Below are 26664 nucleotides of genomic sequence, written 5' to 3'. Positions count from 1 at the left end.
GACGTCGCGATTTTGGTCCTATCTTGCCGCGCGAGGGCCTCTGCCCTAGGTTTGCGCGATGGATGAGGACAAGGACTTCACCCCCTTCAAGGGGCGCATCCTGCGCGAGGACAGCCATGCGCCGCGCGCGCCGGTGCGCCGCCACCGGCTTTCCACGCGTTTGTGGCACTGGATCAATGTCTTGGTGCTGTTGGTCATGGCAATGAGCGGGCTGATGATCTTCAACGCTCATCCGCGACTCTATTGGGGGGCCTATGGCGCCAATGATGATCCGGCATGGCTGGAATTCGGCGCATGGACCGATGCGGCAGGCGTGAACCATGGCGGGATCACGTTGCTGGGCCATACATTCGATACGACCGGCGTCTTTGGCCTTTCGCGCGGGGCCGATGGGGCCGAATTGGCGCTGGCCTTTCCGGGCTGGATGACTTTGCCCTCCACCTATGATCTGGCGCTGGCGCGAAGCTGGCATCTGGCTTTTGCATGGGGGCTGGCGCTGGGGCTGGCGGCCTATCTGCTGTGGTCGCTGGTCAATGGGCATATCCGGCGCGATCTGCACATCACGGCGGCGGAATGGTCGCCGCGCTCGATTGCGCGCGATGTGGTCGACCATCTGCGCTTCCGGTTCCATGACGGGGCCTATGGGGTGCTCCAGAAATTTGCCTATGCGGGCGTGCTGTTTGGGCTGCTGCCGCTGATGATCGCTTCGGGGCTGGCGCTCTCGCCGGGGATGGATGCGGCAGCGCCCTGGTTGCTTGATGTTCTGGGCGGGCGGCAATCGGCGCGTTCGCTGCATTTTCTGGGGCTTTGCGGCATCGTGCTGTTCGTGGTGGTGCATCTGGCGATGGTGCTGGCATCCGGGCCGGTCGATCAGTTGCGCGGCATGATCACGGGTTGGCGGCGCGAAGGAGGCAGGCCATGATTTCGCGCCCCACACTATCGAGGAGGGGCCTGATCGCGGGCGGTGGCCTGCTGCTGTCGGGTTGCGACCGGATTGTGCGGCAGCCCACAATCGAAGGCTGGGTCGAGGGGGCCGCCGGGCTTCACCAGCCCGCGCAACGATTGCTGCTGGGCCGCGATGCCTTGGCGCGCGAATTCCGCGAAGCGGAGATGTCGCCCACCTTCCGCTCGAACGGCAATACCGAGGGCGATGCGGCATGGGCGGCCCATGCGGCGGATGGGTTTGCGCGCTGGTCGCTGCGCGTCGATGGGCTGGTCAAGCGCCCGCTCGACCTGCCGCTCACCGCGCTCAAGGCCATGACCCAGCGCCGCCAGATCACCCGCCACGACTGCGTCGAGGGCTGGTCCGCCATCGGCCAGTGGCAAGGCCCGCAACTGGGGCAGGTGCTGGCCATGGCGGGGCTGATGTCGACCGCGCGATTCGTGGTGTTCCACTGCGCCGACAAGACCGACGACGTCCCCTATTACGAGAGCATCGACCTGATCGATGCCTTCCACCCGCAGACGATTCTGGCATGGGCGATGAACGGGCGCGAATTGCCGCTGGAGCATGGCGCGCCGGTCCGTCTGCGCGTCGAGCGGCAGTTGGGCTATAAGCAGGCCAAATATGTGATGCGGATCGAACTGCGCGATACGCTCGCCGGGCTCTATGGCGGCAAGGGCGGCTATTGGGAGGATGTGGCCGGGTATCAGTGGTATGGGGGGATTTGAGGTTCTGGTTTTTGAATGTTTGCCTCCGGCGGGTTAAGGGCGGGGGCCCTTAACAATCCCGATATTGTCGGTGTTGTGTTTGGAGGGCGGCGTTTGGTGACGGGCGCGGCCTTTGAATCAATAAAGCCTGCGGCGCCTGAAGGTGCAACCCTTCCGCGCCGCAGGCTTTCCATTCATCGGTTACAAGCAAGCCTGCCCGCCACGCGCCACCCCATTAACGGGATTGCAAAGGGACCGAGTCCCTTTGCCCGCCGGAGGCAAATCTTACCCCACCAAACGCAATCCTTCACCGACCTCGGCCCCACCCTTGGGCTGATCGGGCCAGATCCCGCGCGTGTCATAGACGATCTTGCCTGCGCGCTCGGCCAGCGGGACCTGACGGAAGGCATCATGATCCACCAGCACCAAAAGGATGTCGCATTCCTCCAGCGCCTCGTCGAGGTCGATCTGGGTGGCGCCGGTGCCTTCGAATTCGCGGGGCAGAACCGTGGCATAGGGTTCGACGATGCTCATCCGCTCGCGATATTTGCGGGCGAGGGTGGCGGCGACAAGGCGCGCCGGGCTTTCGCGGAAATCGTCGATGTTGGCCTTGAACGCCAGCCCCAGCGCTGCAACACGGGCGCCCGGATGCGCGGCAATCAACTCGTCGGCCTTGGCGATGACGTGGTGGATCTTGCCGTCATTCACGCCGCGCGCAGTGCGGATCAGCGGCGTTTCGGTGGGCGCGCTGGCCACGATGAACCACGGATCGACCGCGATGCAATGGCCGCCAACGCCGGGGCCGGGCGAAAGGATATTCACGCGCGGATGGCGATTGGCCAGCTTGATGACTTCCCACACGTCCAGACCCATGCGGTCGGCCACGATGGAGAGTTCGTTGGCAAAGGCGATGTTGACGTCGCGATAGGCGTTTTCGACCAGCTTGGTCATTTCCGCGCTGCGCGCATCAGTGGCGATGCACTGGCCGCGCACGAAGATCTTGTAAAAGCCCACCGCCTTGCGCGCGCAGCGCGGCGTGATGCCGCCGATCGAGCGGTCATTCTCGGTCAGTTCGTGCAGGATGCGCCCCGGAAGCACGCGTTCCGGGCAATAGGCAATCGACACATCGGGCGTGTCGCGGGTCAGGCCGGGGATCTTGAGATCCGGGCGCATTTCGGCAAACAGATCGCGGATCTGTTCGGTGGTGCCGACGGGCGAGGTTGATTCGAGGATCACGATGTCGCCCTGTTTCAACACCGGCGCGATGGAGCGCGCCGCCGTCAGCACATAGGACACGTCCGGTTCGTGGTTCGGCCCAAAGGGCGTCGGCACAGCGATAACGAACACATCGGCCGACGCCACCTCCAGTGAGGCGGTCAGCAGCCCGCGTCCGACCACGGCATGGACGAGGCCGTCCAGATCGACTTCCTCAATATGGATCTCGCCGCGGTTGATCGTGTCCACCACTTTCTGGCTGACGTCGATCCCGCGCACGCGGCAGCCCGAACGGGCGACAATCGCGGCCGTGGGCAGGCCGATATACCCCAGCCCCACCACACAAACGTCAGGCTTCTTGTCCGATTTCATGCGCCCCATACCTCCTGCGCCAGCGCGTCCACGATGCGGCGCGATGCCTGCCCATCCCCGAACGGGTTATGGGCGCGCGCCATGGCTTCGTAGGCGGCTTTATCGTCAAGAAGGCTGAAGATTTCGGAAACAATACGCGAAGAATCGGTGCCCACCAGCCGCGCCGTTCCCGCAACAACGCCCTCTGGCCGCTCGGTCGTCTCGCGCATGACCAGTACAGGTTTGCCAAGCGCCGGGGCTTCTTCCTGCACCCCGCCCGAATCGGTCAGCATGATTTCGGCCATCGAGAGCAAACGCGCGAAATGCGGATAGTCGAGCGGCTCGATCAGCGCGACATTGTCGAGGCCCACCAGCCGCTCATTCATCACCGCGCGCACATTGGGATTGAGATGCACCGGGAAGATGATAGCCGTATCCGGGCGCTCGGCGATCCGGCGGATGGCGCTGGCGATGTTCTCCATGCCATGCCCAAAATTCTCGCGGCGGTGGCTGGTGACGCCGATGATGCGCTTGCCCTTGAACCGCTCGGCCAGTTCATCCAGTCCGCCGGCCAGCGAAGGCTGCGCCTCGATTCGGCCCAGCACCCAATGCAGCGCGTCGATCACGGTGTTGCCCGTAACGTGGACCCGATCCGCGCTAACATTCTCGCGCAGCAGGGCGGCCTCGCTGGTGGTGGTCGGTGCAAAATGCAAAGAGGCGATGCCCCCGATGATCTTGCGATTCACTTCCTCGGGCCAAGGGTGATAGATATTGCCAGACCGCAAACCGGCCTCGACATGATCGACCGGCAATTTGCGGTAATAGGCCGCCAGCGCCCCCGCCATGGCCGTGGCCGTGTCGCCCTGAACGATCACGCGGTCGGGCTTGACCCGATCCATCACGCCGCCCAATTCGGTCAAAAGCGCGGCGGTCAGCCCATCGAGCGTCTGATTCGGGCGCATCAGGTCGAGGTCGTGGTCCGGCACAATCCCGGCAATCTCCAGCACCTGATCCAGCATCGCGCGATGCTGGGCCGAAACGCAGACGATGGGCTCGAATCGCGGATCCTGCTTCAGCGCCGCCACCACCGTGAACAATTTGATCGCTTCGGGGCGGGTGCCGAAAATAACGAGAATCTTGGCCGGTTGATCGGTCATGCGAATACTCTGCCTTATGGTTGCCTTCATGGGGCGTTTGCCGGTGATGCTTTAGCTTTGCAGGTGTTAACCGTAATATAAGAGCCTTGGGCCTAAGTCCCTTGGCGGCAAATTCCATGCCGAGCCGCCAGAGGGGGTTCGCTTTGACGTATATGTATTCCAAGGTTGCGGTGGGTGATGCCGCGCCTGTTTCGCTTGGTTCTGTGGATGCGGCCCAGCGCGTGACGCGCGTCGTGGTGGTGGGCCTTGGCTATGTCGGGCTGCCGCTGGCCGTGGCGCTGGCGGGCAAGTTCGAGACGGTCGGGCTGGACATCGACCAGCGCCGCATCGACGAATTGAACAGCGGACATGACCGCACCGGCGAGATCGACCGCGACCGCCTGGCCGCCAGCACGCTGGCTCTGGCCGCCGATCCGCAGGTGTGCCCCCCGGCCGATTATTACATCGTTACCGTGCCCACGCCCATCGACGGCGCCAATCGCCCCGATCTGCGCATGGTCGAGGCGGCAAGCCGCACCGTGGGCGCCATGCTGCCCGCCGCGATTGCCGAAGGGCGCGTGCCGGTGGTGGTCTATGAAAGCACCGTCTATCCCGGCGTGACCGAAGACATTTGCGCCCCCATCCTTGAGGCGCATTCGGGCCTGTTGTGCGGCAAGGACTTCTTCCTCGGATACAGCCCCGAACGCATCAATCCGGGCGACCGCGAACACACGATCGACAAGATCACCAAGGTCGTTTCGGGCCAGACCCCCGAAATCCTCGACCGCGTGGCGCACCTTTATGGCAGCGTGACCAGCGGCGGCACGTTCCGCGCGGCCAGCATCAAGGCCGCCGAAGCCGCCAAGGTGATCGAAAACGCCCAGCGCGACATCAACATCGCCTTCATGAACGAGATCGCCCAGATCTTTAACCGGCTCGACATCTCGATCTGGGATGTGCTGGCCGCCGCGCGCACCAAGTGGAACTTCCTGCCCTTCGCGCCCGGCCTTGTGGGCGGGCATTGCATCGGCGTCGACCCCTATTACCTCTCGCACCGGGCCGAGCAGCTTGGTCTTGATCCGCGCGTGATTCTGGCCGGGCGCGGGATCAATGACGGGATGGCCGGATGGGTGGCCAAGGAACTGCACAAGGCGCGTGGCGGCAAGACCGGCAGCGTGCTCATGCTGGGCCTGACCTTCAAGGAAAACATCCCCGATCTGCGCAATTCCAAGGTGGCGGATCTGGTCTCGGCCTTGGGCCGTCTTGGCCATGGCGTGGCGGTTCACGACCCCCATGCCGATGCCGATGAGGCGATGCATGAATATGGTATCCCGCTCGTCCACGACGCGCTCGAACGGACCTATGACATGGTCGTCCTCGCCGTGCCGCATCGTGAATATTATGAATTGGGCGGGGAGGCTCTGCGCGGGCTTTTGAACGCGGGCGGTACGCTGGCTGACCTTAAGGGTGAGCTGGGGGATGCGGCGGATTGGACGCTTTGATTTAGGCGTTTGATGCCTCCGGCGGGCAAAGGGACCGGAGCATCGCGCCAAAAAGTGGGAACCGGTTTTTGGCATCAGCGATGCGACCACAAAGACTCCCCTTTGCAATCCCATTAATGGGGTGGCGGGAGGTTGGCCAACTTGCTTTTACTGCTATGATTTGAAAGCCTGCGGCGCTGAAAGGTCCAACCTCTCCGCGCCGCAGGCTTTATATTTGTGACGTTGCGCCCACCAGCCATGGCCAATGCGAGGCGCATCAAAGCCAATATCGGGATTGTTAAGGGCCCCCGCCCTTAACCCGCCGGAGGCACCCAAACCCCAAATCAATGACACCAATCCCGCCGATGCCCGGTCCACCGCTCGGCCAGCCCCTCATTCACCAACACCTCGCCAAGGCTTTTCCCGCCCCGCGTAATGTCGCGCAGCTTGCGGCCATATTTGTCCACGTCCCGGCTGCCTTCGCTCACCACGGAAAAGGCGCCCGCATTGAGCAGGCCCATCAGCCGGTCGCGGGCCTTGTCGCCAAGCTGTTCCTCATAGTCGCATTGCGGGTGGCTGATTTCGGGGGCGTTGATGTCGGCGATGCGGATTTTTTCGCCCTGATACCAGATCGTGTCGCCATCGACGACGCAGGTGACGCGGACATGGCCCTTGCACAGCGCGAAATGGGCGCTCTCACGGTCCTGCGCACTGGGCTTCAGGTCCGAGGCTGTTACGCCCGTAGGCGGCGGCGCGCTCCATTGCCGCCATCGCGTGCTCACCACACTGATTGCCATCAGCAGCAGCACGACGACGAAGACCGTGCCGATGCCTGCCTTGCGCCTTGGCCGCCCGCGTTTGGGCATGGCGGCGGCCCATTCGTCATCCCAACGCTGGCTCATGACTTTACAGCGACAGGAACAGCCCGGCCAGCGCCGCGCTCATCAGGTTGGACAGCGCGCCCGCCGCCAGCGCCTTCAGCCCCATCTTGGCGATCAGCGGCCGCTGGTTGGGGGCAAGGCTGCCGGTCACGGCCATCTGGATCGCGATGGACGAGAAATTGGCAAAGCCGCAAAGCGCAAAGGTGACGATGGCGACCGTCTTGGCCGACAATTCCTTGGCCTGGCCCAGATCGATGAAGGAGACGAATTCGTTGAGCACGATCTTGGTGCCGAACATCCCGCCCGCGCGCATCGCCTCGGCCCATGTCGGCGCGCCCAGCAGGCTGAAGATCGGCGCAAACAGATAGCCCAGCAATTTCTGGAACGAGAGATCGGGGATGCCGACCCAATGCCCAATGCCCCCCACGATGCCATTGGCCAGCGCCACCAGCGCCACAAAGGCCAGCACCATCGCGCCCACCGCCACGGCCAGTTTCACGCCGGTCTGCGCGCCTTCGCTGGCCGCCATGATGATATTGGCGGGGCGCTCCTCGTCATGGGCCAGCGGAACCGGCTCATCGACATGCACGCCGGGCTGATGCGTCACATCGGCGCGGTTGAGCGCGGCGGCGGCAAGTCCTGCGGGCGGCACGATATTGTCGGGCAGATCGCCATCGACCGGCGGCGGCGTGCGCGGATCGGGCATCATGATCTTGGCCATGCAGATCCCGCCCGGCGCCGACATGAAGGCGGCCGCCACCAGATAGTCGATGCGGATGCCCATGCTGGCATAGGCGGCCAGAATCGTGCCCGCCACGCCCGCCATGCCCACGGTCATCACGCAGAACAATTGCGCAGGCGAGAGCGCAGCCAGATAGGGCCGGATCACCAACGGCGCCTCGGACTGGCCGACAAAGATATTGCTGGCCGCGCATAGCGATTCGATCCGGCTGATGCCGGTGATCTTTTCAAGGCCGCCCCCGATCCAGCGGATCACCAGCGGCATGATGCGCAGATAATAGAGGATCGAGATCAGCGAGGCGAAGAAGATGATCACCGGCAGCGCCGAAATGGCAAAGCTGGCCCCGCCGATCTCCGGTTTCGCCAAGGGGCCGAACAGGAAATCCACCCCCGAATGGGCATAGGCCAGGAGCGAGGACACTCCGCCCGCCACGACCTGAAGCGCCGCATTGCCCGCCGGCACATAGAGCACCAGCGCCGCCAGCCCCGCCTGAAGCCCGAAAGCGGCCAGCACCACGCGCGGCCGCACCGCGCGCCGGTTGGAGGACAGCGCAAAGGCGATCCCCAGAATGAGCAGCATTCCCAGCAGGCTATGGATGATCGGCATGAAAGAGGTCTATCCCGTCTTGGCGCAAGCGCCCATCGGTAATCCAGCGCGCGCCGCGCGGCAAGCGCCCATAATGCGCGATCAATGCGCGTCGATGCGCCCCAGCATGCGGAAAAAGAACGAGGTGGACCAGCCCAGCAGCAGCATCCCCAGAATGCTCTCAAACGCCCCGATCAGCCGCCACTGGGTGGTGATGTGAATGTCGCTGTATCCCACGGTCGAATAGGAGATGGTCGAGAAATAGAGCGAAGGCTCGAGCCCCTGCACCGCGCCCACCGTGAAATAGACCAGCGCGAAGGCCCAGATTTCCACCCCATGCAGCGCGATGATCGCCACCACGATCGAGAGCGTGAAAATCGCCCCGCGCGGCGAAAGCGGGCGGATATTGCGCAAACGCTCGACATTGGCCTCGCTGCGCAGAGCGCGGGTCAGGCCAAACAGGCCAAAGCCATGCACGATCACGCAAAGCACGACCATGGCCGAGGAAACCGCAAATTGCAGGAACAGATTGTTGCCCATCAGACCCCAGACATGGCGGTTTCAGGCCGCTTTGTCCATGTGGCGCGTCAATTGGGGCGGCGCGCGGGGGCGGGCGGGGCGATTTCGAACATCACCGGCCATTCCTTGCCCGTGACGTAAAGATGCTTGCCCACCGCGTCCCATGCGATGCCGTTGGCCACCTGATCGGGGCCGGTGGCGCCTGCCTCACGCGCCAGCGCGGCAAGGTCGATCCAGCCCTTGACCCGGCCCGTTACGGGATCAATCCGCGCAATCCGGCTGGTCATCCAGACATTGGCGAGGATCTCGCCATTGACCCATTCCAGTTCGTTGAGCATGTCCACCCCGATCCCGTCGGCGGTGACGCTCAGCATCCGGCGGGTGCGGAAGGTGGCCGGATCAAGGAAGCGCAGCGTGTTGCTGCCGTCCGACATGATCAGTTCGGCCCCATCGGGCCGCGCCGTCATGCCCCAGCCCTCGCCCAGATAGGTGAAGCGGCCGATGGGCTTGAACCCGGCGCGGGTAAAACGAAAGCCCAGCCCGTCGCGCCATGTCAGCATCAGGATCTGGTCGCGCCACGGCGCAATCCCCTCGCCGAACAGGGGGCGCGGCAGGTCGGTCTTTTCCAGCACCCGGCCCGTGGCCAGATCAACCCGGCGCAGGCTGGAGCGCCCCTCCATGCCGGTGCTTTCAAAGAGCTGTCCACCATGGATAAACAGCCCCTCGGTATAGGCATGGGGATCATGGGGCAGGCGGCGCAGCACCTGCGCCGCCGCCATCGGCGTTTTGGGCGCGCGCGCGCTCTGGGCCTCCGCCGCGCCGCAGGAGGCCAGCCCCAGCGGAGCCAGAACAGCGAGCAGCAGAGCGAGGGCGCGCTTTTTCATGAGCCTTTGCGGTCCCGGATCAGTCGCGCAGCAGATCGTTGATGCCGGTCTTGGCGCGGGTCTGGGCGTCCACGGTCTTGACGATCACGGCGCAATAGAGGCTCGGCCCCGGCGTGCCGTCGGGCAGCGGCTTGCCGGGCATCGAGCCGGGCACGACCACCGAATAGGGCGGCACGCGGCCGATATGGACTTCGCCGGTGGCGCGGTCGATGATCTTGGTCGATGCGCCGATGAACACGCCCATCGAAAGCACCGCGCCCTCGCCGATGATGACGCCCTCAACCACTTCGCTGCGCGCGCCGATGAAAGCGCCGTCCTCGATGATCACCGGCCCGGCCTGCAGCGGCTCAAGCACGCCGCCGATGCCAACGCCGCCCGACAGGTGCACGCCCTTGCCGATCTGGGCGCAGGAGCCGACCGTGGCCCAGGTATCGACCATCGAACCTTCGCCCACATAGGCGCCGATGTTGACGAACGAAGGCATCAGCACCACGTTCTTGCCGATGAACGAGCCCGCACGCGCCACCGCGCCCGGCACCACGCGGAAGCCGCCTTCGCGGAACTTGGCGTCGTCATAGCCGTCAAACTTGCTGGCCACCTTGTCAAACGCGGGCGCGCCGGCCGAACCGTTCGGCACCACCGCATTATCATTCAGGCGGAACGAGAGCAGCACGGCCTTCTTCAGCCACTGATTGACCACCCATTGCCCGTCGATCTTTTCAGCCACGCGCGCCGCGCCCGATTCCAGCAGGCCAAAGGCCGCCTCGACAGAGCTGCGCACATCGGCGCTGGCGGGGGTGACGGTGTCGCGGGCTTCCCAGGCGGCCTCGATGGCGGCGGCAAGGTTGGTAAAGTCGGTCATGGTCTTGGCCTCTTTGCGAAGGGGGCGGCATAAGCCTGTTTGACCACAGCGCCTATCGCCTGACGCGCCATAGAACAAGTGTGAAGGCAGGATCGTTACCCGGTGTTTACCCGAAAGGGTGCAGGAAGGAGGGACACAGGGGATGGGTCTATGAATCGGGATGGGTTGAACAGGTCCTTGGCGATGGTTCGTCGCCTGCCGCTGACGGCGGTGGTGGGCGCGGGTCTGGCGGGTCTGGCGGCCTGCGGCGGGGGCGGCGGGTCGGTCAATTCCACGCCCAGCGGCACAAGCAGCGCCACCGCCACGCCGACCGCGACGGCCACGCCAACGCCAACGGCAACCGTCTCTCCCGGCGCGATCATCACCCCCACGCCTTCGGCCAGTTTCCAGACCGCCGAATACAATCGTTCGACCGGCCCATCCCAGCATGGCGCGATCACCGCATGGGCCGCAGGCGCCAGCGGGCAGGGCGTGACCATCGGCATTGTCGATTCGGGGCTGGACACCACCAATCCTGAATTCGCCGGGCGGATTTCCTCGGCCTCGACCGATCTGGCGGGCAGCCGCGGCCTCAACAATCCCGACAGCGACCATGGCACGATTGTCGCGCTGGTGGCCGCTGCCGCGCGCAATGGGGTGGGGGTGATGGGCATGGCCTTCAACGCCACCATCGCGGCCATGCGCGTCGACACCGCAGGCACCTGCGCCAGCAGCGCGGGTTGCAGTTTCAACGACAATGCCATCGCCCAGGGCATCACCGCCGCCATCGCCGCCGGGGCCAAGGTCATCAACCTGTCGCTGGGCGGATCAAGCCCCAATGCCAATGTTGCCAATGCGATTGCCGCGGCCGCCGGGGCGGGCGTGGTGGTGGTGGTTTCGGCGGGCAATGATGCGTCCGCACAGGTCGATCCCTTCGCCTCGGGCGTGCGCGCGGCGGGCAACGGCAATGTCATCATCGCCGGCTCTGTGGGATCGACCAATGTCATCTCCAGCTTTTCCAACCGGGCCGGGACAGAGGCGCCATACTATCTGACGGCGCTGGGCGAACAGATCTGCTGCCAATATGAAAACGGGGTCATCAAGACCACGGTATCGGGCGGCACGACCTATACAACGGTCTATGAAGGCACCAGTTTTTCCGCGCCCCAGATCGCGGGCGCGGTCGCGCTCCTGCGCCAGGCCTTTCCCAATCTGACCGCCGCGCAGGCAGTCTCGATCCTGCTCAACACCGCCACCGATCTGGGCGCTGCCGGACAGGATACGACCTATGGGCGCGGGGGGCTGGACATTGCGGCGGCCTTCAATGCGCAAGGGGCGACCTCGCTCGCGGGCACCGCGACGCAAGTGGCGCTGGGCGGCACCAGCGCGGTCATGTCGCCCGCGATGGGCGATGCGGCGCAGGGCGCTTCGGTCGCCTCGGTGGTGCTGGATGCCTATGGGCGGGCCTTTGGGGTCAATCTGGCCAACGGGCTGCGCGGCGCGTCGCTGATGCCCAAACTGGCCCCGGCGCTGGTGAACCGGAATCGCGGCTTTGCGCTGGGCGGCGGCGCGGTGGCGATGGCCTTTACGGTGGACGCCACCGCGCGCGATCTGGCGCTGCCATGGTCGGGGGCACTGCGGCTGAGCCAGGAGGATGCGGCGGCGGCCCGCGTGCTGGCCGGGCGGGTGATCGCGCGGGTGGCGCCGGGCCTGTCGATGGGCTTTGCCATGGCGCAGGGGGCCGACGGGATCGTGGCCTCCCTGCAGGGGCAGGATCGGCCCGCCTTTATGGTGGCGGGCAATCCGCTGGAGGACACCGGCTTTTTCCGCAGCGGCGAGACCTCGCTGGCGATCCGGCGGGGATTGGGCCAATGGGGCCTGACGGTCATGGGCCAGCAGGGCTATGGCTGGACCGGCGCGCCATGGCAGGCGCTGGGCGCGTCCAGCCAGAATGAGAGCCGCGATCTTGTGCAGCGCTTCGGCTTGGTGCTGGACCGGCGGCGGGGCGATGTCGAGGCCAGTCTGGGCGCAAGCTGGATGAGCGAGCAGCGCGGCATTCTGGGCGCGCGGTTCAATCCGGCGCTGGGGGCGCATGGGGCCGATACGGTGTTTGTGGATGCAGCGCTCGGCTGGCGGCCCTATCCCGATTTCCATTTCGGCGCGGCATGGCGCCAGGGCTTTACCCAGGTGCGCGGCTCGGGCTTTATCGGCGCGGGGTCGGGGCTGGTGTCCAACGGCTGGGTGGTCGATGGCTCGATCGCCAATTTCTTCAAATTCGGCGATGTGCTGGCGCTGCGTGTTTCACAACCGCTGCGCGTGGAGCGCGGCGGCATGAATTTCTACCTGCCGGTCGCCTATGACTATGACACGGGCGCGGTCTGGGGGATGCGGCGGCTGTCTTTGACGCCAACGGGGCGCGAGGTGGATGCCGAACTGGCCTGGCAGTTTCCGTTAAAGGGTGGCTCGGCGGGGCTGAACCTGTTCTGGCGCGGCAATCCGGGGCATTATGCCGCGCTGCCCGATGATCGGGGGGTGAGTTTGGGGTGGAAGAAGGGGTTTTAGGGTTTTCGGTTGGAGGGTGCCTCCGGCGGGTTAAGGGCGGGGGCCCTTAACAATCCCGTTTTTTGGGGTGCGCTTGGGTGGCAACGTGGCGCGCGTATCATGGTTTTGAAAGCCTGCGGCGCGGTGAGGTCATCGCTGTACCTCGCCGCGCCGCAGGCTTTCAAACCATCAACAAACCCTAACCTCTCCAACATTCACCACCCCATTAACGGGATTGCAAAGGGACGAGTCCCTTTGCCCGCCGGAGGCAAAAAAAACGCCCGAATTAAAACACCGTCGGATTTTCAATCGCCGGATCCCCCTTATGCGCCGCCGCATAGGCTTCCGCCGCCTTCAGGACGCGCAGGAAATTCCCGCTGGCGATCTTTTTGAGATCCTCCTTGGTGTAGCCCTTGCGCGCCAGTTCGACAAAGAGCGCGGGGTAGGCCGAGGTGTCGGGCAGGCCTTGGAGCCCCACCGATCCGCCATCGAAATCCGAGCCCAGCGCGATATGGTCGATGCCGATGCGCTGCTTGATATGGTCGATATGGGCGACGACATCGGCCAGCGTGGCGACCGGCTTGGGGTTGGCCTTTTCCCAATCGGCCAGCGCTGCGGCGGCGATGTCGGGCCGGTCGGGGTGCAGCGCCTTTTGCCGCGCCATTTCGCCCGCACGCTGGGCGTTCCATGTGTACTGGCCGGGGCTGATATAGCCGGGGTAGAAATTGACCGCGACCACGCCGCCGTTCAGCTTGACCTTGTCCAGCACCTCGTCCGACACATTGCGCGGATGGCCGGAAATCGCCTGCGCGTTGGAGTGCGAGAAGATCACCGGCGCGCCCGAAACCTCCAGCGCGTCCAGCATGGTCTTCTGGCTGACATGCGAGAGGTCGACCAGAATGCCCAGCCGGTTCATCTCGCGCACGACATCCTTGCCGAAGGGCGTCAGGCCATTGTGCTGGGGCGCGTCGGTGCCGCTGTCGGCCCATGGCGTGGTCTTGAAATGCGTCAGCGTCATATAGCGCACGCCGATTTCATGCAGGGTCCGCAGCACGGCCAGCGAGCCGCCGATGGAATGGCCCCCCTCGGCCCCCAGCAGGCTGGCGACCTTGCCCGCTTTCCATGCCTTTTCGACGCAGGCCGCGTCGACGCAGAGCTGCATCTCGGCCGGATTGGCCGCGATGATGCGTTTCATCACATCGACCTGTTCCAGCGTCGCCTGCACGGCCTGCTGATCGTTGAGCGCCGCCGAGACATAGACCGACCAGAACACGGCCTGAAGATGGCCCTGCTTCATGCGGGTCAGATCGGTCTGCATCGGCACGATGGCGGGTTTGGCCCCGGGTTGGGTATTGGTGTTCCACTTGTCATCGCCCGGTTCGCGGGTGGTGTCGTGGAAATCAAAGCCTTTGAGCACGTCGTGGCGCCGGTCGCGCAATTGTTCGGGCACGTCGATATGGCCGTCCCACACCGGGGCCTCCTTCAGCGCGGCCGCCGCGATCTGTTCGGGCGTCTGGGCCGGGGCGGCCAGCACGACCGAGGGCGAAAGAGCGGTGGAAAGCAGGAAGGCAAGGGCGCTGGTAATCGCGTGTCGCATGAAAGCTCCGCAGCAGGAAGGATTTGGCGCGCACAAGAGGCCATCGCCTGCCCCTGCGCAAGAGGGGCAAAGCGCGTATCAACATCAGTGTAAGGTAAACTCAGGCGACTTCGGCCTTTTCGGAAAGATATTCCTCGGCGCCCTCTGGTCCTTGCCCGCGCCGGGCCTTGGCGTAATCGGCAAACAGCGCCTCGAAATGGCCCTGGGTCGAGACGACCTTCACCTCGGGCGGGGCCTTGGGCAGGTTGCGCAGCAGGCGCAGCGTGGCGCGCGCCGCCGCCATGGCGCTGCCCGCGCTGTAGGTGACGCCCGCGCCGCCGCGCGCATGGTCGGCCGCCCCGCCCCGATCGGGCACGATCACCGGCACCCCGCTGGCCCGCGCCTCGGCGGCGGCCATGCAGAAGGTTTCGGCCTCGCAGCCATGGATCAGCGCATCGGCGCTGGCCAGAATGGTGGCGAATTTGGCGCGGTCCTTTTCGGGTTTCAGCAGCTTGATATGCGGATTGCCCGCCACCTGCTTCAAAATCCGCGCCTTTTGGTTGCCCGCGCCCAGCAACACCAGCCCGATCGGCATCGACTGGCTGGCCGCAGCCACCGCGTCCACGATCATCGGCCAGCGCTTTTCCGGGCTGAGCCGCCCCACGCCGATCAGCAATTTGGCGCTTTCAGGCAATCCGCACATTTCCAGCAACCGCCGCCGCAGCGTCGGGCTGCGCCGTTTCGGGCTGAACAATCCCGCCTCAATCCCCATCGGATGCAGCACCGTATGCGCCACGCCCCCCGCCGCCAGACGGTCGCGCAATTCCGCGCTGGCGCAGACCACGCGCTCAAACTGATGGCCCAGCTCGCGCAGGTGCTTCCAGAAAGGCTCGAAGCTGCGGTCGATGGCCTCGCGGCTCATGATCGGTTCGAACCAGCGATAGGCATAGGCCGAGAGCGGATCGGCATGCATCACCAGCGCGCGCGGCGCATCGCCGGGCCAGCGAGCCACCATGCTGGCGCTGCGCCATGGGGATGAAACCTCAAGGAAATCGGGCGCCAGCGCGGTGATCGCCGCGTGCAGCGCCTCTTCGTCCTTGAAATACCAATATTTGCGATCCAGCGGAAAACGCGGCGCCGGGATCGTCACGATCCGCGCCATGGGGCCGCGCTCGATCACCTCATGCCGGTCGCCGGGGGCAAGGATGATGATCTCATGGTCCAGTTCCGGGCCAATCCGCATCTTCTGCTCGACATAGGTTTTTACGCCGCCGCCATGGGGCGTGTAAAAGGCGCAAACATCAACGATCCGCAACTGGCCCCTCCTGTCGCCGGACAGGTTTGCATTTCCGATGTCCGATAACATCCGGGGCGCATGTGGCCTCTGGCGGGGCAAAGCGCAAGAGGGAGGGCGCCGGGCGTGACACGGTGTGTCACGCCTGCATCAGTTAACCGGCATCAGTTGATGGGCGACATGCCCAGACCGTTGCGATAGTTGAGCGTGATGGAAATGCGCGTGGGGCCATTGCCCGCCACCGCCCTGGTCGCGGCGGCCTTGGGCTTGTGCCAGCCAAGGCGCGGGTTCGAGGCAAAGCCGATGCCATCGACCCACCAGCCGAACTTGCGGTTGTTGTCCCGGTCGTGCAGCAGCATGATCGAATAGGGCCCCGGCCCCGGCACGCGTACGCAGATCTGGACATTGCCGCTGGCGGGCGTTTCTTCCTCGACCCGGCGGAAAGCCTTTCCCTGATAGACGAGCACATTGTCATCCATCAGGAAATCGGCGTCATTGTTGGGATAGACCTCAAGCTTGAGCTTGCCGGTGCGGTCCTTCAAACCGACAACATCGACAAGGAACGCCGGTCCGCTTTCGCCCGCCCGGCACTTGCCCTCCGCCTTGCCCAGCTCGGGCGTGGAGGCCAGCGGCACCGCCGGCTTGGCCGGCGCTTCGGCGGCAAGGATCAGGGGCAACAACAAGGCCATGCTTTATCCTTCTTTGCGCGAGGTGATAAGGTCGACAGTGGCAAATACCGTGCCAACGATAATATGGGCAATCGGGTAAAGAACAGCCATCATCGCCAACAGGTATGAAATCTGATCATCATGCCCCATCAGGAAGATGGCAAGCCCCGAAAAAGCGGCGTCTTTATAAGGCACAAGCGGCAGGCGCGAAATCAGCATGCGCAGCGTGGCCAGCACCAGCCAGATGCCGTAGGCCACCTCTGGCAACACCAGATGCCACATCAGCGCGGTCAGCCCGACATAGGCGATGATGCGCAGGAAATGGACGCCGGTGATGATCCACAATTCGCGCCGGGGCAGCGAAAACAGCTTTTGCCGGAACAGCAGAATGACAAAGGACGTCACCAGCACCACGCCCAGCGAGGTGAACACGGTGGTCGTGTCCTTGCCCATCACGCCCGACTGGATGATCTTCCACGCCGCGCCCAGCATCACCAGCGTGGCGATATTGCCCGTCAGCGCCGAAAGGATGGCCATGTCCTTGATCGCGCCGAAGGGGGCCGTCACCATGCCCAGCCGCGCCCGCGCCCAGGCATAGAACTGCACCTCGCCCAGATAGGACATCAGCAGTTCATTCGACACCTGCTTGCGCAGCAGCGCCGGGATGCCCGCGGCCGGGATGCGCCACAAGCGGCGATAGATCACCCATTCCGACAGCGGCGGCATCATGTAATTGATGGCAAACACGATCCAGAACGGCGCCGAACGCGGCACCATCTCGATCAGCCCCTTGGGGTTGAGATCGAGCAGCCGCACCGCCACCACCACAAGAATCGCCAGCGAGATCAGCGAACTGGCAAAACCGGCAATACGCGAACGGCGCTTCTTGTCGGCTTCCTCCAGGGCGATGTCGCGGACGGGGGCCGGTTCAGCTGCCGTTTCTGGGGCCTCGCCATGGGCGGGGCTTTGGGTCAACATCTGTTGTGCTTCCTGATCCGCCACGGAGGGTGCCGCGCCCGATGGTGTCTTGTCGCTCATAGTGGCGCCGCCTTGGCAGGCTTTGCCGGTGAATGCCAGTAGGCAACTTGCGCCATGGTTATGGGCTTTTGGGTTCTAACGGGGGCTGAACGGGCCATGGGGCAGATGTTCAGCTTGCCAGCAACTGGGCGTAGCGGGCCGGACGGCGCCGCGCGGCAAAGCTGGAATAGGTTGCCCGGATCGAGGAAATCAGCGCCGGAACAGTGGTATCGCCCGGATGCACCGCGATGCGCGCCACATCCAGCCCATGCAGCCCCACCCGCGCGAGAGAGGCAAAGAAGCGCGAGGAAAGCTGGCGCCCCCGCGTCCGGCTGGCCCATGTCACCACCGGGCCGCGCGCCAATGTCTCGCCGGTTTCGGGCCGCCATACGCGCATATGATCCTCGGCCAGAGGAAAGCCCGATTCGGCCAGCGCCGCCATCGCGCCCGGTCCATAAAGCCATGCCGGCGCGATAAAGCCCGCCGTCTCGCGCCCGATGATATCCTCGATCAGCTTGCGCCCGTCGGCCATCCGCCGCGCCGCCTCGGCCTGCGAAAGGCCGAGGAACTCGCCCTCGCTGGCGGTCATATGCTTGGCCTTGAAGGCCGCCATGCCGCTGTGCTGGGCCAGATCCTTGTGAAACCAGCCATGGACGAACATTTCCACGCCCATATCGGCCCAGCGCCGCAATTTGGCCTGATAGGCCGCGTTGCCCGCCAGCGGCGCCTCGCCCCAGTGATCGGGCACGATCAGCATGGCGAAATTCATGCCGCCCAGCAGATCGGCCAGCAGATCGGCCAGTTGATCGACCTGCGCCTCGGCGCGCGGGCCGACATCGTGGATCGAGGCCAGAAGGATCTTTTCGCGGCTCATGGCTTTTCCTTCTTATGGACCGGGCCAAGCAGCGCAGGCTCGAAAATCAGCGCGCAGATCAGCGTCCAGACCAGCGATAGCATCAGGATCAGCCCCATGCTGGCCGTGCCGGGATGGGCGCTGAACCACAGCGCGCCAAAGGCCGAGCCGGTCGCCAGCGCGCTGCACAAAACCGCGCGGGCCAGCGAGGTCTGGAGCAGATCGCCCACGCCCGAACGCCACGCCATCACGAAATAGATGTGAAACGCCACGCCCACCCCGAAGAGCAGCGGAAAGGCGATGATATTGGCAAAGTTCAAAGGCTGGCCGATGGCAACGCATGTGCCCAGCGTGAGGAAGCCCGACAGCACAACAGGGGCCAGCGTGAAGGCCACCTCGCGCACCGAGCGCAGCACCAGCCAGAGCAGAAGCGACACCAGCGCCAGCGCCAGAATGCCCGCGGTGATGAAGGCATGGGCCACGGTTTTGGCCGCCTCCTGCGTCGCCACGGGCAGGCCGGTGGCGCGCGGCGCCTCGGCGCGCACGGCGGCGGTGAAGCGTTCGATGGCGGCATTGTCGGTGCCGTTCCCGGCGCCGTCCACCTGCGGCGTCACCTGCACCAGCGCGCGCCCGTCCTTGGCCAGCCAGTCGCGGCGGATGTCCTCGGGCAGGTTCTCGCGCGTCACCTCGGTGGCGGTCAGCGAGGCGCGGATCTTGTCCAGCGTCAGATTGAGCGGCGGCACCAGCATGGCGCTCACCGCCTCGCGCTGGGCAGGACTTGCGGCGGCCAGAGCGGTAAAGCTGGCGGCCAGATGCGCGGCGGGCGCAGCGACCGGGCCGGGCCGCGCGGCCAGCGCTTTCAAAGACCCCGCCGCCTTGTTCAGCGCGGCCACGGTGGCGGCATCATCGCTGGCGGGCGGAAAGTCGAAAGGATTGATCGTTGCATCCAGCAGCAGCGAGGCATCCGAGATCAGCGCGAGCTTGACCCCCTGCGCCTCGGGCACGAAACTGTCGATGGTGATCGCGCGGGCCACTTCCTTGCGGCGGGCCAGACGCGCCTCCAGATCATCGGCGGCGGCCACATTGGGGGCCAGGATCGTGATCGTGTTGGGTGTGCGGTCGGCATCCTTCATCAGGATCGAGAGCTCGCGCATCGCCGGGCTGTGCGGGTTGCGCAGGTGCAGCGGGTTGAAGTCGAATTTGACCCAGACCAGCGTGACCACCGAAAGCAGCATGGCGCCCACAAAAGCGATCAGCACATCGCGCCGATGCCGGTGCAGAAAGGCATCAAGCGGCGCGGCCCCGGCCCAGCCGACATCGGCCGCCGGAACAGCCGGGCGCAGCACCATCAGCAGCGCGGGCAGCAGTGTGATGTTGAGCATGAAGGCGACGATCATGCCCATGCCCGCGATCACGCCAAGCTCGGCAATGCCGACATAATCGGTGGGCAGAAACGCCCCCAGCGCGAGGAAAATCGCCGCCGCCGCGAGCGACAAAGGCTCGCCAATCGCGGCGGCCATGCGTTCGAGCGCCTCCATCGGCGCGGCCCCGGCGCGGCGCTCATGGTTGAAGCGCACCGCCACCTGAATGCCGAAATCCACCCCCAGCCCGACGAACAGCGGAATAAACGCCACCGAAATCAGATTGAGCCGCCCCACCGCCAGCAGCCCCAGCGCCAGCGTGATGGCCAGACCTGCGATGATCGTCACCATGATCGCGCCCACGATCTTGGCCGAGCGCGTGGCCAGCCACAGGCAGGCCAGCATCGCCCCCAGCATCCCCAGCCCGATCATCCCCATGCCCTCGCGGATCGAGGCGAATTCCTCGTCGGCCAGCGGCACTTCGCCGGTGATGCCCACGCGCATCCCATGCGCGGCATCCAGCCCCAGCGCGGCGGCCTGCGCGCGGATAGCCTCGACGGCGGCCGCGCCCGGCTCCAGATCGCCATAATCCATGCGCGGCATCACGATCAGCAAACGGCGCGTGGGCGGGGCGAGCGAGCCCTTGTCGGTCGAAAACATCCGCTGCCACGAGAAATATTGCACCTTGCCCGAAAGCTTGGCGTCAATCGCGACCGACAGCTTGCCCAGCGGATCGGCAAGGCGCGAGGCATCCTGCGTGCCGCGCGCCGCGCCGTCGGCCACGGTGTCGATGGTCGCGGCAATGCCGTGCAGGCTGGGGTCGCCCGCAAGCCCGCCCAGCAGGGGCTGGGCGTCGATCAGGCGCTGCGTGGTCTGCTGCACCTCGGGCAGATCGGCAAAGAGCAGGCCCGAGCGGTCAAAGAACGCGCCCCCATCGGGCCGCCGCACCGCCACAACCGGCCCCTTCGGCCCCAGCTTGTCCAGCGCCTCGCTTAACCGGATCGCGCCATCCTCGGCCAGTTCGGGCGTTTGCCCGTCGACCACGACAAGGATCGAATCCTTCAACTGCGGAAAGGCCGCCTCGATCGCCGCGCCATCCTGACGCCATGGCGTTTTTGCGCTGATCAACTCGCCCGTGTCGGTGGTCATGGCAAAATGCCCCGCCACATAGGCCAGCGCGCCCGCCACCAGCGCCAGCGCCAGAATCAGCGTGGCCGCAGGGCGATGGGATGCCGCGCGGATGGCGCGCAGGATGGCGGGGGTCAATCGGGCGGTGATCATCGCGGCCTGCTCTGACCGAAAACTGGGGCGCAAACAAGGCACAACCTTGCCCAAAGCGACGTATGCTCCTATCGCGCCGCCCCATGACTGAAACCAGATCCAGCCGCCGGTGGAGCGCCATTCTGCCCTCGGTGCTTTTGCTTGCCGGCCTGCTGGGCATGGTGGCGGCCAACAGCGGGCTGCGGCACATGTTTGCCCAGGCCGTGGCGACCATCGACCCGCTGGCGGTGCTGGCGATCCTGCCGGTGCAATTTGCGGCGATCCTGCTTTGCACCGCCGCGCAGCAGGCGCTCAAGGTAGGCATCCCCTTCCGCTCCAGCCTGATTGCGCGGCTGGTGCGCGATGCGGCGCACAGCCTGCTGCTGTTTCCCCCCGGCCTTGGCGATGTGGTGGGCGCGCGGGCGGTGGTGCTGCTGGGCGGGCGAGGGCGCGCGGCGGTGGCCCTGCGCGCGCTCGACATCATCGCCGAGGTGATTGCCGAACTGCCCTATATGGGGCTGGCCGCCTATGTGCTGTATCATTGGGGGCATTGGGGAGAGCAGGTTGCGCCCTCGACGCCTTCGTCCGGCGCATCGCCGTGGTGGGGGCTGCTGGCGGTGCCGCCGCTGGCCTATGTCGGATGGCGGGTCTGGCGGGGCAGCGCCCATCATCGCCGCTTTATCCAGACCCGCACCGGCCGCCGCCTGCGCGCCGAAATCCACCTGATGCGCCGCGAGCTGGCCCGCCAGCGCACCGGGCTGCCGCTGGCCATCATCCTCCATTTCTTCGCATGGAGCATGTCCGGGGTGCAGGTCTGGATCGCGGCCCATATGTTCGGCATGAACCTCTCGCTCTTTGCCGCCTTTGCCATCGAAAGCGCCGCCACCGCCGCCCGCATGATCCTCTTCTTCGTCCCCGGCGGTCTGGTCATGCAAGAAGCGGGGGCAGTGCTGGCCGGGGCCGCGATGGGCGTGGCCGCGCCTCAGGCGCTGGCGCTGAGTTTGATTTTGCGGTTGCGCGAGCTGGCTTTCGGTCTGTCGCTGCTGATGTGGCCGGTGCTGGAATATCGGGCGCGGCGGCGGGGGGATGCGGCGGAGGGGTGAGATCTGCCTCCGGCGGGCAAAGGGCGGGGGCCCTTTGCAATCCCGATACTGTCGGCATTGCGCCCCGGTTCGGCCGAGGTTGATGGGTTAAGCGATTGAAGTTGAAAGCCTGCGGCGCTTTTAGCCGCAAGGTCGCCGCGCCGCAGGCTTTCATAACATTACGTAATACGCACGATTGCAGACCTGGCACCACCCATTAACGGGATTCCAAAGGGACGAGTCCCTTTGCCCGCCGGAGGCCCCTCTTCAACCCCCTTAAGGCTTAACCGGCTTGGCCCCCGGATCCTCCAGCGGATCGTCGAATTCGGGCACTTCGGGCGCCTGCCCCGGCGGAACCTTGAGCGCGGCGATCTGCCCGGCGCGGTGCTGCAGATAGGTCGATCGCAACGCGGCATAGAAATCGACCGACTGGGCCTTTAGCGCCTTGAGCTCCGGCTCGGCGCGGGCGCGCGTATCGATGCCGCTGGTGCCCAGAGCGATGGCGCCGGGGGTGGAGACCGAAACCGCCGCGGTGACGAAGGAGCGCGGGCGGCGGTTGGGTGCCACCGAAACCTGCGGCCGCGAAACGTGGTCCAGCAACAGCGGCTGGGTAAAGGCATCGCCCCCCATGCCGATCAGGTCGCGGATCGTCGTCGGGCCCAGAAGCGGCAGGTAGAGATAAACCCCCGGCCCGGCCCCGGCCACGCCCAGCGTATTGGAAAAGCCGTTGCTGTGCGCAGGCGTGTTGAACGGCTTGCGCTTGGCCACATCGATCAGCCCGCCCATGCCCAGCGTCGAATTGAGCACGAAGCGTTTGGCGGTTTGCCACGCGCGCGCCGGTTTCAACTGGATCATGTCATTGGCCAGCGTCGAGGGCATGAAGATATTGGCCAGCGCATTATGCACTCCGTCGCGCACCGGTTCGGGCAGGACGGTGCGATAGACGATGGCGGCCGGGCGCAGGATAAAGCGGTCGATCGGCTGGGTGATGGCAAAGAATACGCGGTTCATGCCTTCGAGCGGATCAGGATTGGCCAGATTGGCGATCGTGTCAGGGCCTTCGTCAGGCTCCTCGAAAGTCTTGCCGTCGCGCTTGGCGGCCTGCGCCATGCCGACCACGATGATAGGGGCGTTTTCGTCGGGATGCTCGGCGGCGATGGCGGCCACTTGCGCGGCGGCGTCATCGTCGGGCGCAGGGACGGGATCGGGCGGGCTGGCCGCGGCGGCCAGAGGCGCCAGCGCCAGCGGAAGGGCAAGCGACAGCGCCATCAGCCCGCCCGCCCGGCGAATCGGGCAAAGGGGCCGGTTTCCACCCCGCTGGCGCGCAGCGCCGCGATCACGCCCGGATCGGTCAGCGCGGCGAGTTCCGCGCGATAGCGATAGCCCGGCGCCGAGCCGGGATAGGCGTCCGCCGTGGCCGGATGGGTGTAAAGCTCGGTCAGACCTTCGGGCAGCTCGGCCAGCGCGGCGGCCATGCGGTCCGCAGTAAAAGCGCCGGTCTGGATCAGGCCGGTCACATTGTCATTGGTGGCCAGGCCCGCCTTGCGCCATTGCCGCCCCAACAGCCGTGCCCAATGTTCCATCATGCCGGTTCCGGCCTGCGCGGGCATACGGATCGCGGGCAGGCCATGGCGGCGGCCTTCCTCAATAATCGCGGCGGCGATCATCGGGTGGAGGTGGAAATGCTTGTGCGCGTTGACATGGTCGAGCGCGAGGCCCGTTTCGGCAAAGGCGGCAAATTGCGCGGCCACCTCGGCCCGCATCTGCGCGCGGGCCACGGGCGAGAGGGCGATGGCAAAGGCGGTCTTGACCATGGAGGGGTGAAACCAGCCATCCGGCCCCACCAGCGCCGAGACCCGCTCCGGCGGCAGCACCGGGCGGCCATCGGCCAACACCACATGAAGCCCCACGCCCAGCCCCGGCAGGCGGCGCGCCCGCGCCACCGCATCGGCCGCCGCCTCGCCCGAAACCATCAGGCTGGCGGCGGTCAGGATGCCGTGGCTATAGGCGCGCTCGACCGCTTCGTTCACCGCCAGCGCGGCGCCGAAATCATCGGCCGTCACCACGAGGCGGCGTTGGGACATGCGCTTACGCGGCTTCCTTGCGCTGACGCAGGAACTGGAAGAATTCCACGCCTTCGCGCAGACGGCGCTTCATCATGTCCCAATCGCGCACCATTTCATTGACGATGGCGCCGATCTTGCGCGGGCGGAAATAGAAGCGCTTGTAGAATTCCTCGACCTTGGCGTGGATCACCGACGCGGGCAGGTGGGGATAGGAAAGCTGGGCGATCTGGTGGCCGCCATCGTCGGTCATCGGCTTGCCGCCCGCGAACCAGCCGTTTTCCACCGCCTGATTATACAGGAACGTGCCCGGATAGGGCGCGGCCAGCGACACCTGAATGGTGTGCGGGTTGATTTCCTGAGCATAGCGGATGGTTTCCTCGATCGTTTCCAGCGTTTCGCCGGGCAGGCCGAGGATGAAGGTGCCGTGGATGGCGATGCCAAGTTCATGGCAGTTCTTGGTGAACTCGCGCGCGACTTCGACGCGCAGGCCCTTCTTGATGTTGTGCAGGATCTGCTGATTGCCGCTTTCATAGCCGACGAGCAGCAGGCGGCAGCCGTTGGCCTTCATGATTTCCAGCGTCTTGCGGGGCACATTGGCCTTGGCGTTGCAGCTCCACGTCAGCGGGAAGCCCGGCTTGCCAAAGCCCAGTTCGCCCATCGCGATGGCCAGCTTTTCGACGCGGTCGATGTCATCGGTCAGCGTATCATCGTCAAAGAAGATCTCCTTGGTTTCGGGGATTTCCTTGAGGATATACTGGATTTCCTCGATCACCTTGGCGACCGAGCGCGAGCGATAGCGGTGGCCCGAAATGGTCTGGGGCCACAGGCAGAAGGTGCAGCGGCTCTTGCACCCGCGCCCGGTGTAGAAGGACACATAGGGCGCCTTGAGGTAACCGATGAAGTAATTGTCGATCTTGAGATCGCGCTTGTACATGGGCGAAACCATGGGCAGCGCGTCCATATCCTCGATGATGGCGCGGTTCTTGTTGTGGATGATCTTGCCATCCGGCCCGCGATAGGAAATGCCGTCGATTTCGGCAAAGGGCTTGCCCTCGGCCAGATCGACGCAGGTATAGTCATATTCCTCGCGCGCGACGAAATCGATGGCGGTGGAGGCTTCAAGGCTCTGCTCGGTCTCGATCATCACCTTGGCGCCGACAAAGCCGACGAGGCAGTTGGGATTGCGCGCCTTGATCAGCTCGGCCGTCTTGATGTCCTGCATGAAGCTGGGCGTCGAGGTGTGGAGGATGACCAGTTCGGCCGTGTCGAATTCGTGGGCGATGTCTTCCCAGCTTTGATCGTGGGCGGGCGCATCGATCAGCTTGGAACCCGGCACCATCGCGGCGGGCTGGGCCAGCCAGGTGGGATACCAGAAGCTCTTGATCTCACGCTTGGCCTGATAGCGGGCGCCGGCGCCCCCGTCGAAACCGTGGAAGGAGGGGGCTTGGAGAAAAATGGTGCGCTTCATCGGTCTCTCTTGGTGCGGGCGGCATGGTCGGTGGCAGGGAGGCCCCTGATGCGGCCTTTGGAGGTCATTGTAAGGCTTGCGCCGCGCCAATCAATCGCAGTTGCGAACAGGCTGGCGCAAAAAACGCAAAAGCTGATGAGGTCGGCGATGGGTATCAGCCATAGGGGCAGGGCAATAGGCGCATATTTATGAACCTTTGCTGCAAGCGCAAGTCGGGCAAGGATTATTGCCAGCAGCAAGGCCCCGCCTATACCGGGCGCAAGCGCCGCCGCCAAGACCCCCAGCGGCAATCCATGCGTGACAATCGAGCCGTAATGGCCCGCACCCGCCAGATCGCGCACTGTCACGGCCCAGCGCAGATGCTGGCGCCAGAGCGCGCGAAACGAGGATTCGGCCCCGGCATGGACCAGAATCATCGGCGGAATATCCACCCGCAGCCCCTGCGCACGCACGCCTGCGCCGATCGCATGATCGTCGGCCAGCACATCGGCCAGCGCGGGAAACCCGCCCATCGCCTCAAGCGTCTCGCGGCGCAGGGCGATGGTCGAGCCCATGCAGGGCTGGGCCATGCCGGTGGCGATGCCCACCACCATATTGGGCAAGGTCTGGCCCGCGATCATCATCGCGCCCACCCGGCTCCACAATCCCGCATCGCCCCGCCCGACATAGAGGCACGAGACAGCCCCCACGCCCGGCTGGCTCAGCGCATCGTTGATCCGCGCCAGATAATCGGGCGCCACCACCATATCGCTGTCGGATAAAACCAGCACATCATGCGCGGCCAGCGGCATCATCGCGATCAGCGAGCCGACCTTGCCATTGGCGGCATCTGCTCGCGGGCCGGGGTAATAGGCGATATTGTCATGCGCGGCCGCCATGGCGCGGGCCACGGGGGCGGCTCCGTCATCGGCCGCATTGGTGCCCAGCACGATCTGCACCGGGGCGTCATAGTCCTGCCGGGTAAACCCATCGAGATTTTCGGCCAGACGCGGTTCTGCGCCATGCAGCGGTTTCAGAATTGTAACGGCCTGCGCCGCCGCATGGCGGGCGGGCGGCGCAGCGAAGAACCGACCCACCGCGCCAAGGGCAAAGAGTTGATAGAGCAGGCCAACCCCTGCCAGCGCCAGGGCGCCATATGCCAACAGCACATATACCATGGCTCACGCCCCTACACCGCTTTGCAGTCGCAGCAA

22 protein-coding genes are annotated in these 26664 nt (G+C 65.3%); 5 read left to right on the top strand and 17 right to left on the bottom strand.

All coding sequences use genetic code 11. The annotated features are described in order from the left end of the window. Nucleotides 1-58: 58 nt before the first annotated feature. Together PQ457_RS14605 and PQ457_RS14600 are read left to right on the top strand one after the other, a co-directional pair. Nucleotides 59-922: a cytochrome b/b6 domain-containing protein gene (locus PQ457_RS14605; RefSeq protein WP_273617524.1), complete on the top strand. Its 864-nt coding sequence runs from the start codon at nt 59-61 to the stop codon at nt 920-922. Then, nucleotides 919-1671, top strand: a complete 753-nt coding sequence (locus PQ457_RS14600; RefSeq protein ID WP_273617523.1) for a molybdopterin-dependent oxidoreductase — start codon at nt 919-921, stop codon at nt 1669-1671. The genes PQ457_RS14605 and PQ457_RS14600 overlap by 4 nt, the downstream gene beginning before the upstream one ends. Before the next feature lie 264 nt (nt 1672-1935). Here PQ457_RS14600 and wecC read toward each other — a convergent pair whose 3' ends face one another. Together wecC and wecB are read right to left on the bottom strand one after the other, a co-directional pair. Beyond that, nucleotides 1936-3237, bottom strand: coding sequence for a UDP-N-acetyl-D-mannosamine dehydrogenase (gene wecC, locus PQ457_RS14595; protein ID WP_273617522.1), 1302 nt, complete (start codon nt 3235-3237; stop codon nt 1936-1938). After that, the gene (gene wecB / locus PQ457_RS14590; protein WP_273617521.1) at nt 3234-4373 is read right to left on the bottom strand and encodes a non-hydrolyzing UDP-N-acetylglucosamine 2-epimerase; all 1140 of its coding nucleotides are present in this window, start codon (nt 4371-4373) and stop codon (nt 3234-3236) included. The genes wecC and wecB overlap by 4 nt, the downstream gene beginning before the upstream one ends. 152 nt (nt 4374-4525) lie before the next feature. On the opposite strand from wecB, the gene PQ457_RS14585 reads away from it, so the two are divergent. Continuing rightward, the gene (locus PQ457_RS14585; protein ID WP_273617520.1) at nt 4526-5854 is read left to right on the top strand and encodes a nucleotide sugar dehydrogenase; all 1329 of its coding nucleotides are present in this window, start codon (nt 4526-4528) and stop codon (nt 5852-5854) included. A gap of 323 nt (nt 5855-6177) precedes the next feature. Here the strand turns inward: PQ457_RS14585 and PQ457_RS14580 are convergent, their stop codons facing one another. The 5 genes from PQ457_RS14580 to dapD form a co-directional block, all read right to left on the bottom strand. Then, a complete protein-coding gene (locus PQ457_RS14580; protein ID WP_273617519.1) occupies nt 6178-6735 on the bottom strand; it encodes a thermonuclease family protein in 558 nt (185 codons plus the stop codon). Between the two features lie 4 nt (nt 6736-6739). Then, on the bottom strand, nt 6740-8062 hold the full coding sequence (locus PQ457_RS14575; RefSeq protein ID WP_273617518.1) for a NupC/NupG family nucleoside CNT transporter: 1323 nt from the start codon (nt 8060-8062) through the stop codon (nt 6740-6742). Between the two features lie 81 nt (nt 8063-8143). Then, complete coding sequence (locus tag PQ457_RS14570) at nt 8144-8581, bottom strand: potassium channel family protein (protein WP_273617517.1); 438 nt, start codon at nt 8579-8581, stop codon at nt 8144-8146. A 47-nt stretch (nt 8582-8628) separates the two neighbouring features. Continuing rightward, a complete protein-coding gene (locus PQ457_RS14565; RefSeq protein ID WP_273617516.1) occupies nt 8629-9444 on the bottom strand; it encodes a glutaminyl-peptide cyclotransferase in 816 nt (271 codons plus the stop codon). 19 nt (nt 9445-9463) lie between these two features. Next, nucleotides 9464-10306 carry a 2,3,4,5-tetrahydropyridine-2,6-dicarboxylate N-succinyltransferase gene (gene dapD / locus PQ457_RS14560; RefSeq protein ID WP_273617515.1) on the bottom strand — a complete coding sequence of 281 codons (843 nt, stop codon included), beginning with the start codon at nt 10304-10306 and terminating at the stop codon, nt 9464-9466. A gap of 183 nt (nt 10307-10489) precedes the next feature. On the opposite strand from dapD, the gene PQ457_RS14555 reads away from it, so the two are divergent. Then, entirely contained in the window at nt 10490-12847 is a 2358-nt protein-coding gene (locus PQ457_RS14555) for a S8 family peptidase (protein ID WP_273617514.1), read from the top strand. A 265-nt stretch (nt 12848-13112) separates the two neighbouring features. Here PQ457_RS14555 and PQ457_RS14550 read toward each other — a convergent pair whose 3' ends face one another. The 6 genes from PQ457_RS14550 to PQ457_RS14525 all read right to left on the bottom strand — a co-directional run bounded on the left by PQ457_RS14550 (nt 13113) and on the right by PQ457_RS14525 (nt 20876). Beyond that, nucleotides 13113-14423, bottom strand: coding sequence for a dipeptidase (locus tag PQ457_RS14550; protein WP_273617513.1), 1311 nt, complete (start codon nt 14421-14423; stop codon nt 13113-13115). Between the two features lie 100 nt (nt 14424-14523). Beyond that, nucleotides 14524-15717, bottom strand: coding sequence for a glycosyltransferase (locus PQ457_RS14545; RefSeq protein ID WP_273617512.1), 1194 nt, complete (start codon nt 15715-15717; stop codon nt 14524-14526). Between the two features lie 143 nt (nt 15718-15860). Then, on the bottom strand, nt 15861-16385 hold the full coding sequence (locus tag PQ457_RS14540) for a DUF2141 domain-containing protein (RefSeq protein ID WP_273617511.1): 525 nt from the start codon (nt 16383-16385) through the stop codon (nt 15861-15863). A gap of 3 nt (nt 16386-16388) precedes the next feature. Next, entirely contained in the window at nt 16389-17402 is a 1014-nt protein-coding gene (locus PQ457_RS14535) for a hypothetical protein (RefSeq protein WP_273617510.1), read from the bottom strand. Between the two features lie 109 nt (nt 17403-17511). Beyond that, a complete protein-coding gene (locus PQ457_RS14530) occupies nt 17512-18255 on the bottom strand; it encodes a polysaccharide deacetylase family protein (protein WP_273617509.1) in 744 nt (247 codons plus the stop codon). Next, nucleotides 18252-20876: an MMPL family transporter gene (locus PQ457_RS14525; protein WP_273617508.1), complete on the bottom strand. Its 2625-nt coding sequence runs from the start codon at nt 20874-20876 to the stop codon at nt 18252-18254. The genes PQ457_RS14530 and PQ457_RS14525 overlap by 4 nt, the downstream gene beginning before the upstream one ends. Nucleotides 20877-20959: 83 nt before the next feature. Between PQ457_RS14525 and PQ457_RS14520 the strand changes: the two genes are divergently transcribed. Beyond that, nucleotides 20960-21958 carry a lysylphosphatidylglycerol synthase domain-containing protein gene (locus PQ457_RS14520; RefSeq protein WP_273617507.1) on the top strand — a complete coding sequence of 333 codons (999 nt, stop codon included), beginning with the start codon at nt 20960-20962 and terminating at the stop codon, nt 21956-21958. Nucleotides 21959-22213: 255 nt separating this feature from the next. Here the strand turns inward: PQ457_RS14520 and PQ457_RS14515 are convergent, their stop codons facing one another. The 4 genes from PQ457_RS14515 to hpnI are packed head-to-tail and all read right to left on the bottom strand — an operon-like array spanning nt 22214 to nt 26613. Continuing rightward, a complete protein-coding gene (locus tag PQ457_RS14515) occupies nt 22214-23206 on the bottom strand; it encodes an MlaA family lipoprotein (protein ID WP_273617506.1) in 993 nt (330 codons plus the stop codon). Next, a complete protein-coding gene (gene hpnK / locus PQ457_RS14510; protein ID WP_273617505.1) occupies nt 23206-24021 on the bottom strand; it encodes a hopanoid biosynthesis-associated protein HpnK in 816 nt (271 codons plus the stop codon). The genes PQ457_RS14515 and hpnK overlap by 1 nt, the downstream gene beginning before the upstream one ends. A gap of 4 nt (nt 24022-24025) precedes the next feature. Then, nucleotides 24026-25471, bottom strand: a complete 1446-nt coding sequence (hpnJ, locus tag PQ457_RS14505) for a hopanoid biosynthesis associated radical SAM protein HpnJ (protein WP_168605623.1) — start codon at nt 25469-25471, stop codon at nt 24026-24028. Further along, complete coding sequence (gene hpnI / locus PQ457_RS14500; RefSeq protein ID WP_273617504.1) at nt 25468-26613, bottom strand: bacteriohopanetetrol glucosamine biosynthesis glycosyltransferase HpnI; 1146 nt, start codon at nt 26611-26613, stop codon at nt 25468-25470. Before hpnI ends, hpnJ begins: the two co-directional genes overlap by 4 nt. Nucleotides 26614-26664: the final 51 nt, after the last annotated feature.

Source organism: Novosphingobium humi (genome assembly GCF_028607105.1).
GTDB classification, from domain to species: domain Bacteria; phylum Pseudomonadota; class Alphaproteobacteria; order Sphingomonadales; family Sphingomonadaceae; genus Novosphingobium; species Novosphingobium humi.
The sequence above is the reverse complement of the archived record's forward strand: the minus strand, read 5'-3'. Positions and strand labels throughout refer to the sequence as shown.

Excerpts from the sequence above, each read along its gene's own strand:
- PQ457_RS14525 (WP_273617508.1), bottom strand. The coding sequence starts at position 20,876 with ATGATCACCGCCCGATTGACCCCCGCCATCCTGCGCGCCATCCGCGCG.
- PQ457_RS14580 (WP_273617519.1), bottom strand. The coding sequence starts at position 6,735 with ATGAGCCAGCGTTGGGATGACGAATGGGCCGCCGCCATGCCCAAACGC.
- PQ457_RS14565 (WP_273617516.1), bottom strand. The coding sequence starts at position 9,444 with ATGAAAAAGCGCGCCCTCGCTCTGCTGCTCGCTGTTCTGGCTCCGCTG.
- PQ457_RS14550 (WP_273617513.1), bottom strand. The coding sequence starts at position 14,423 with ATGCGACACGCGATTACCAGCGCCCTTGCCTTCCTGCTTTCCACCGCT.
- PQ457_RS14515 (WP_273617506.1), bottom strand. The coding sequence starts at position 23,206 with ATGGCGCTGTCGCTTGCCCTTCCGCTGGCGCTGGCGCCTCTGGCCGCC.
- PQ457_RS14520 (WP_273617507.1), top strand. The coding sequence starts at position 20,960 with ATGACTGAAACCAGATCCAGCCGCCGGTGGAGCGCCATTCTGCCCTCG.
- wecB (WP_273617521.1), bottom strand. The coding sequence starts at position 4,373 with ATGACCGATCAACCGGCCAAGATTCTCGTTATTTTCGGCACCCGCCCC.
- wecC (WP_273617522.1), bottom strand. The coding sequence starts at position 3,237 with ATGAAATCGGACAAGAAGCCTGACGTTTGTGTGGTGGGGCTGGGGTAT.
- PQ457_RS14570 (WP_273617517.1), bottom strand. The coding sequence starts at position 8,581 with ATGGGCAACAATCTGTTCCTGCAATTTGCGGTTTCCTCGGCCATGGTC.
- PQ457_RS14600 (WP_273617523.1), top strand. The coding sequence starts at position 919 with ATGATTTCGCGCCCCACACTATCGAGGAGGGGCCTGATCGCGGGCGGT.
- PQ457_RS14535 (WP_273617510.1), bottom strand. The coding sequence starts at position 17,402 with ATGAGCGACAAGACACCATCGGGCGCGGCACCCTCCGTGGCGGATCAG.
- PQ457_RS14555 (WP_273617514.1), top strand. The coding sequence starts at position 10,490 with ATGGTTCGTCGCCTGCCGCTGACGGCGGTGGTGGGCGCGGGTCTGGCG.
- PQ457_RS14530 (WP_273617509.1), bottom strand. The coding sequence starts at position 18,255 with ATGAGCCGCGAAAAGATCCTTCTGGCCTCGATCCACGATGTCGGCCCG.
- PQ457_RS14585 (WP_273617520.1), top strand. The coding sequence starts at position 4,526 with ATGTATTCCAAGGTTGCGGTGGGTGATGCCGCGCCTGTTTCGCTTGGT.
- PQ457_RS14575 (WP_273617518.1), bottom strand. The coding sequence starts at position 8,062 with ATGCCGATCATCCATAGCCTGCTGGGAATGCTGCTCATTCTGGGGATC.
- dapD (WP_273617515.1), bottom strand. The coding sequence starts at position 10,306 with ATGACCGACTTTACCAACCTTGCCGCCGCCATCGAGGCCGCCTGGGAA.
- hpnK (WP_273617505.1), bottom strand. The coding sequence starts at position 24,021 with ATGTCCCAACGCCGCCTCGTGGTGACGGCCGATGATTTCGGCGCCGCG.
- PQ457_RS14540 (WP_273617511.1), bottom strand. The coding sequence starts at position 16,385 with ATGGCCTTGTTGTTGCCCCTGATCCTTGCCGCCGAAGCGCCGGCCAAG.
- hpnJ (WP_168605623.1), bottom strand. The coding sequence starts at position 25,471 with ATGAAGCGCACCATTTTTCTCCAAGCCCCCTCCTTCCACGGTTTCGAC.
- PQ457_RS14605 (WP_273617524.1), top strand. The coding sequence starts at position 59 with ATGGATGAGGACAAGGACTTCACCCCCTTCAAGGGGCGCATCCTGCGC.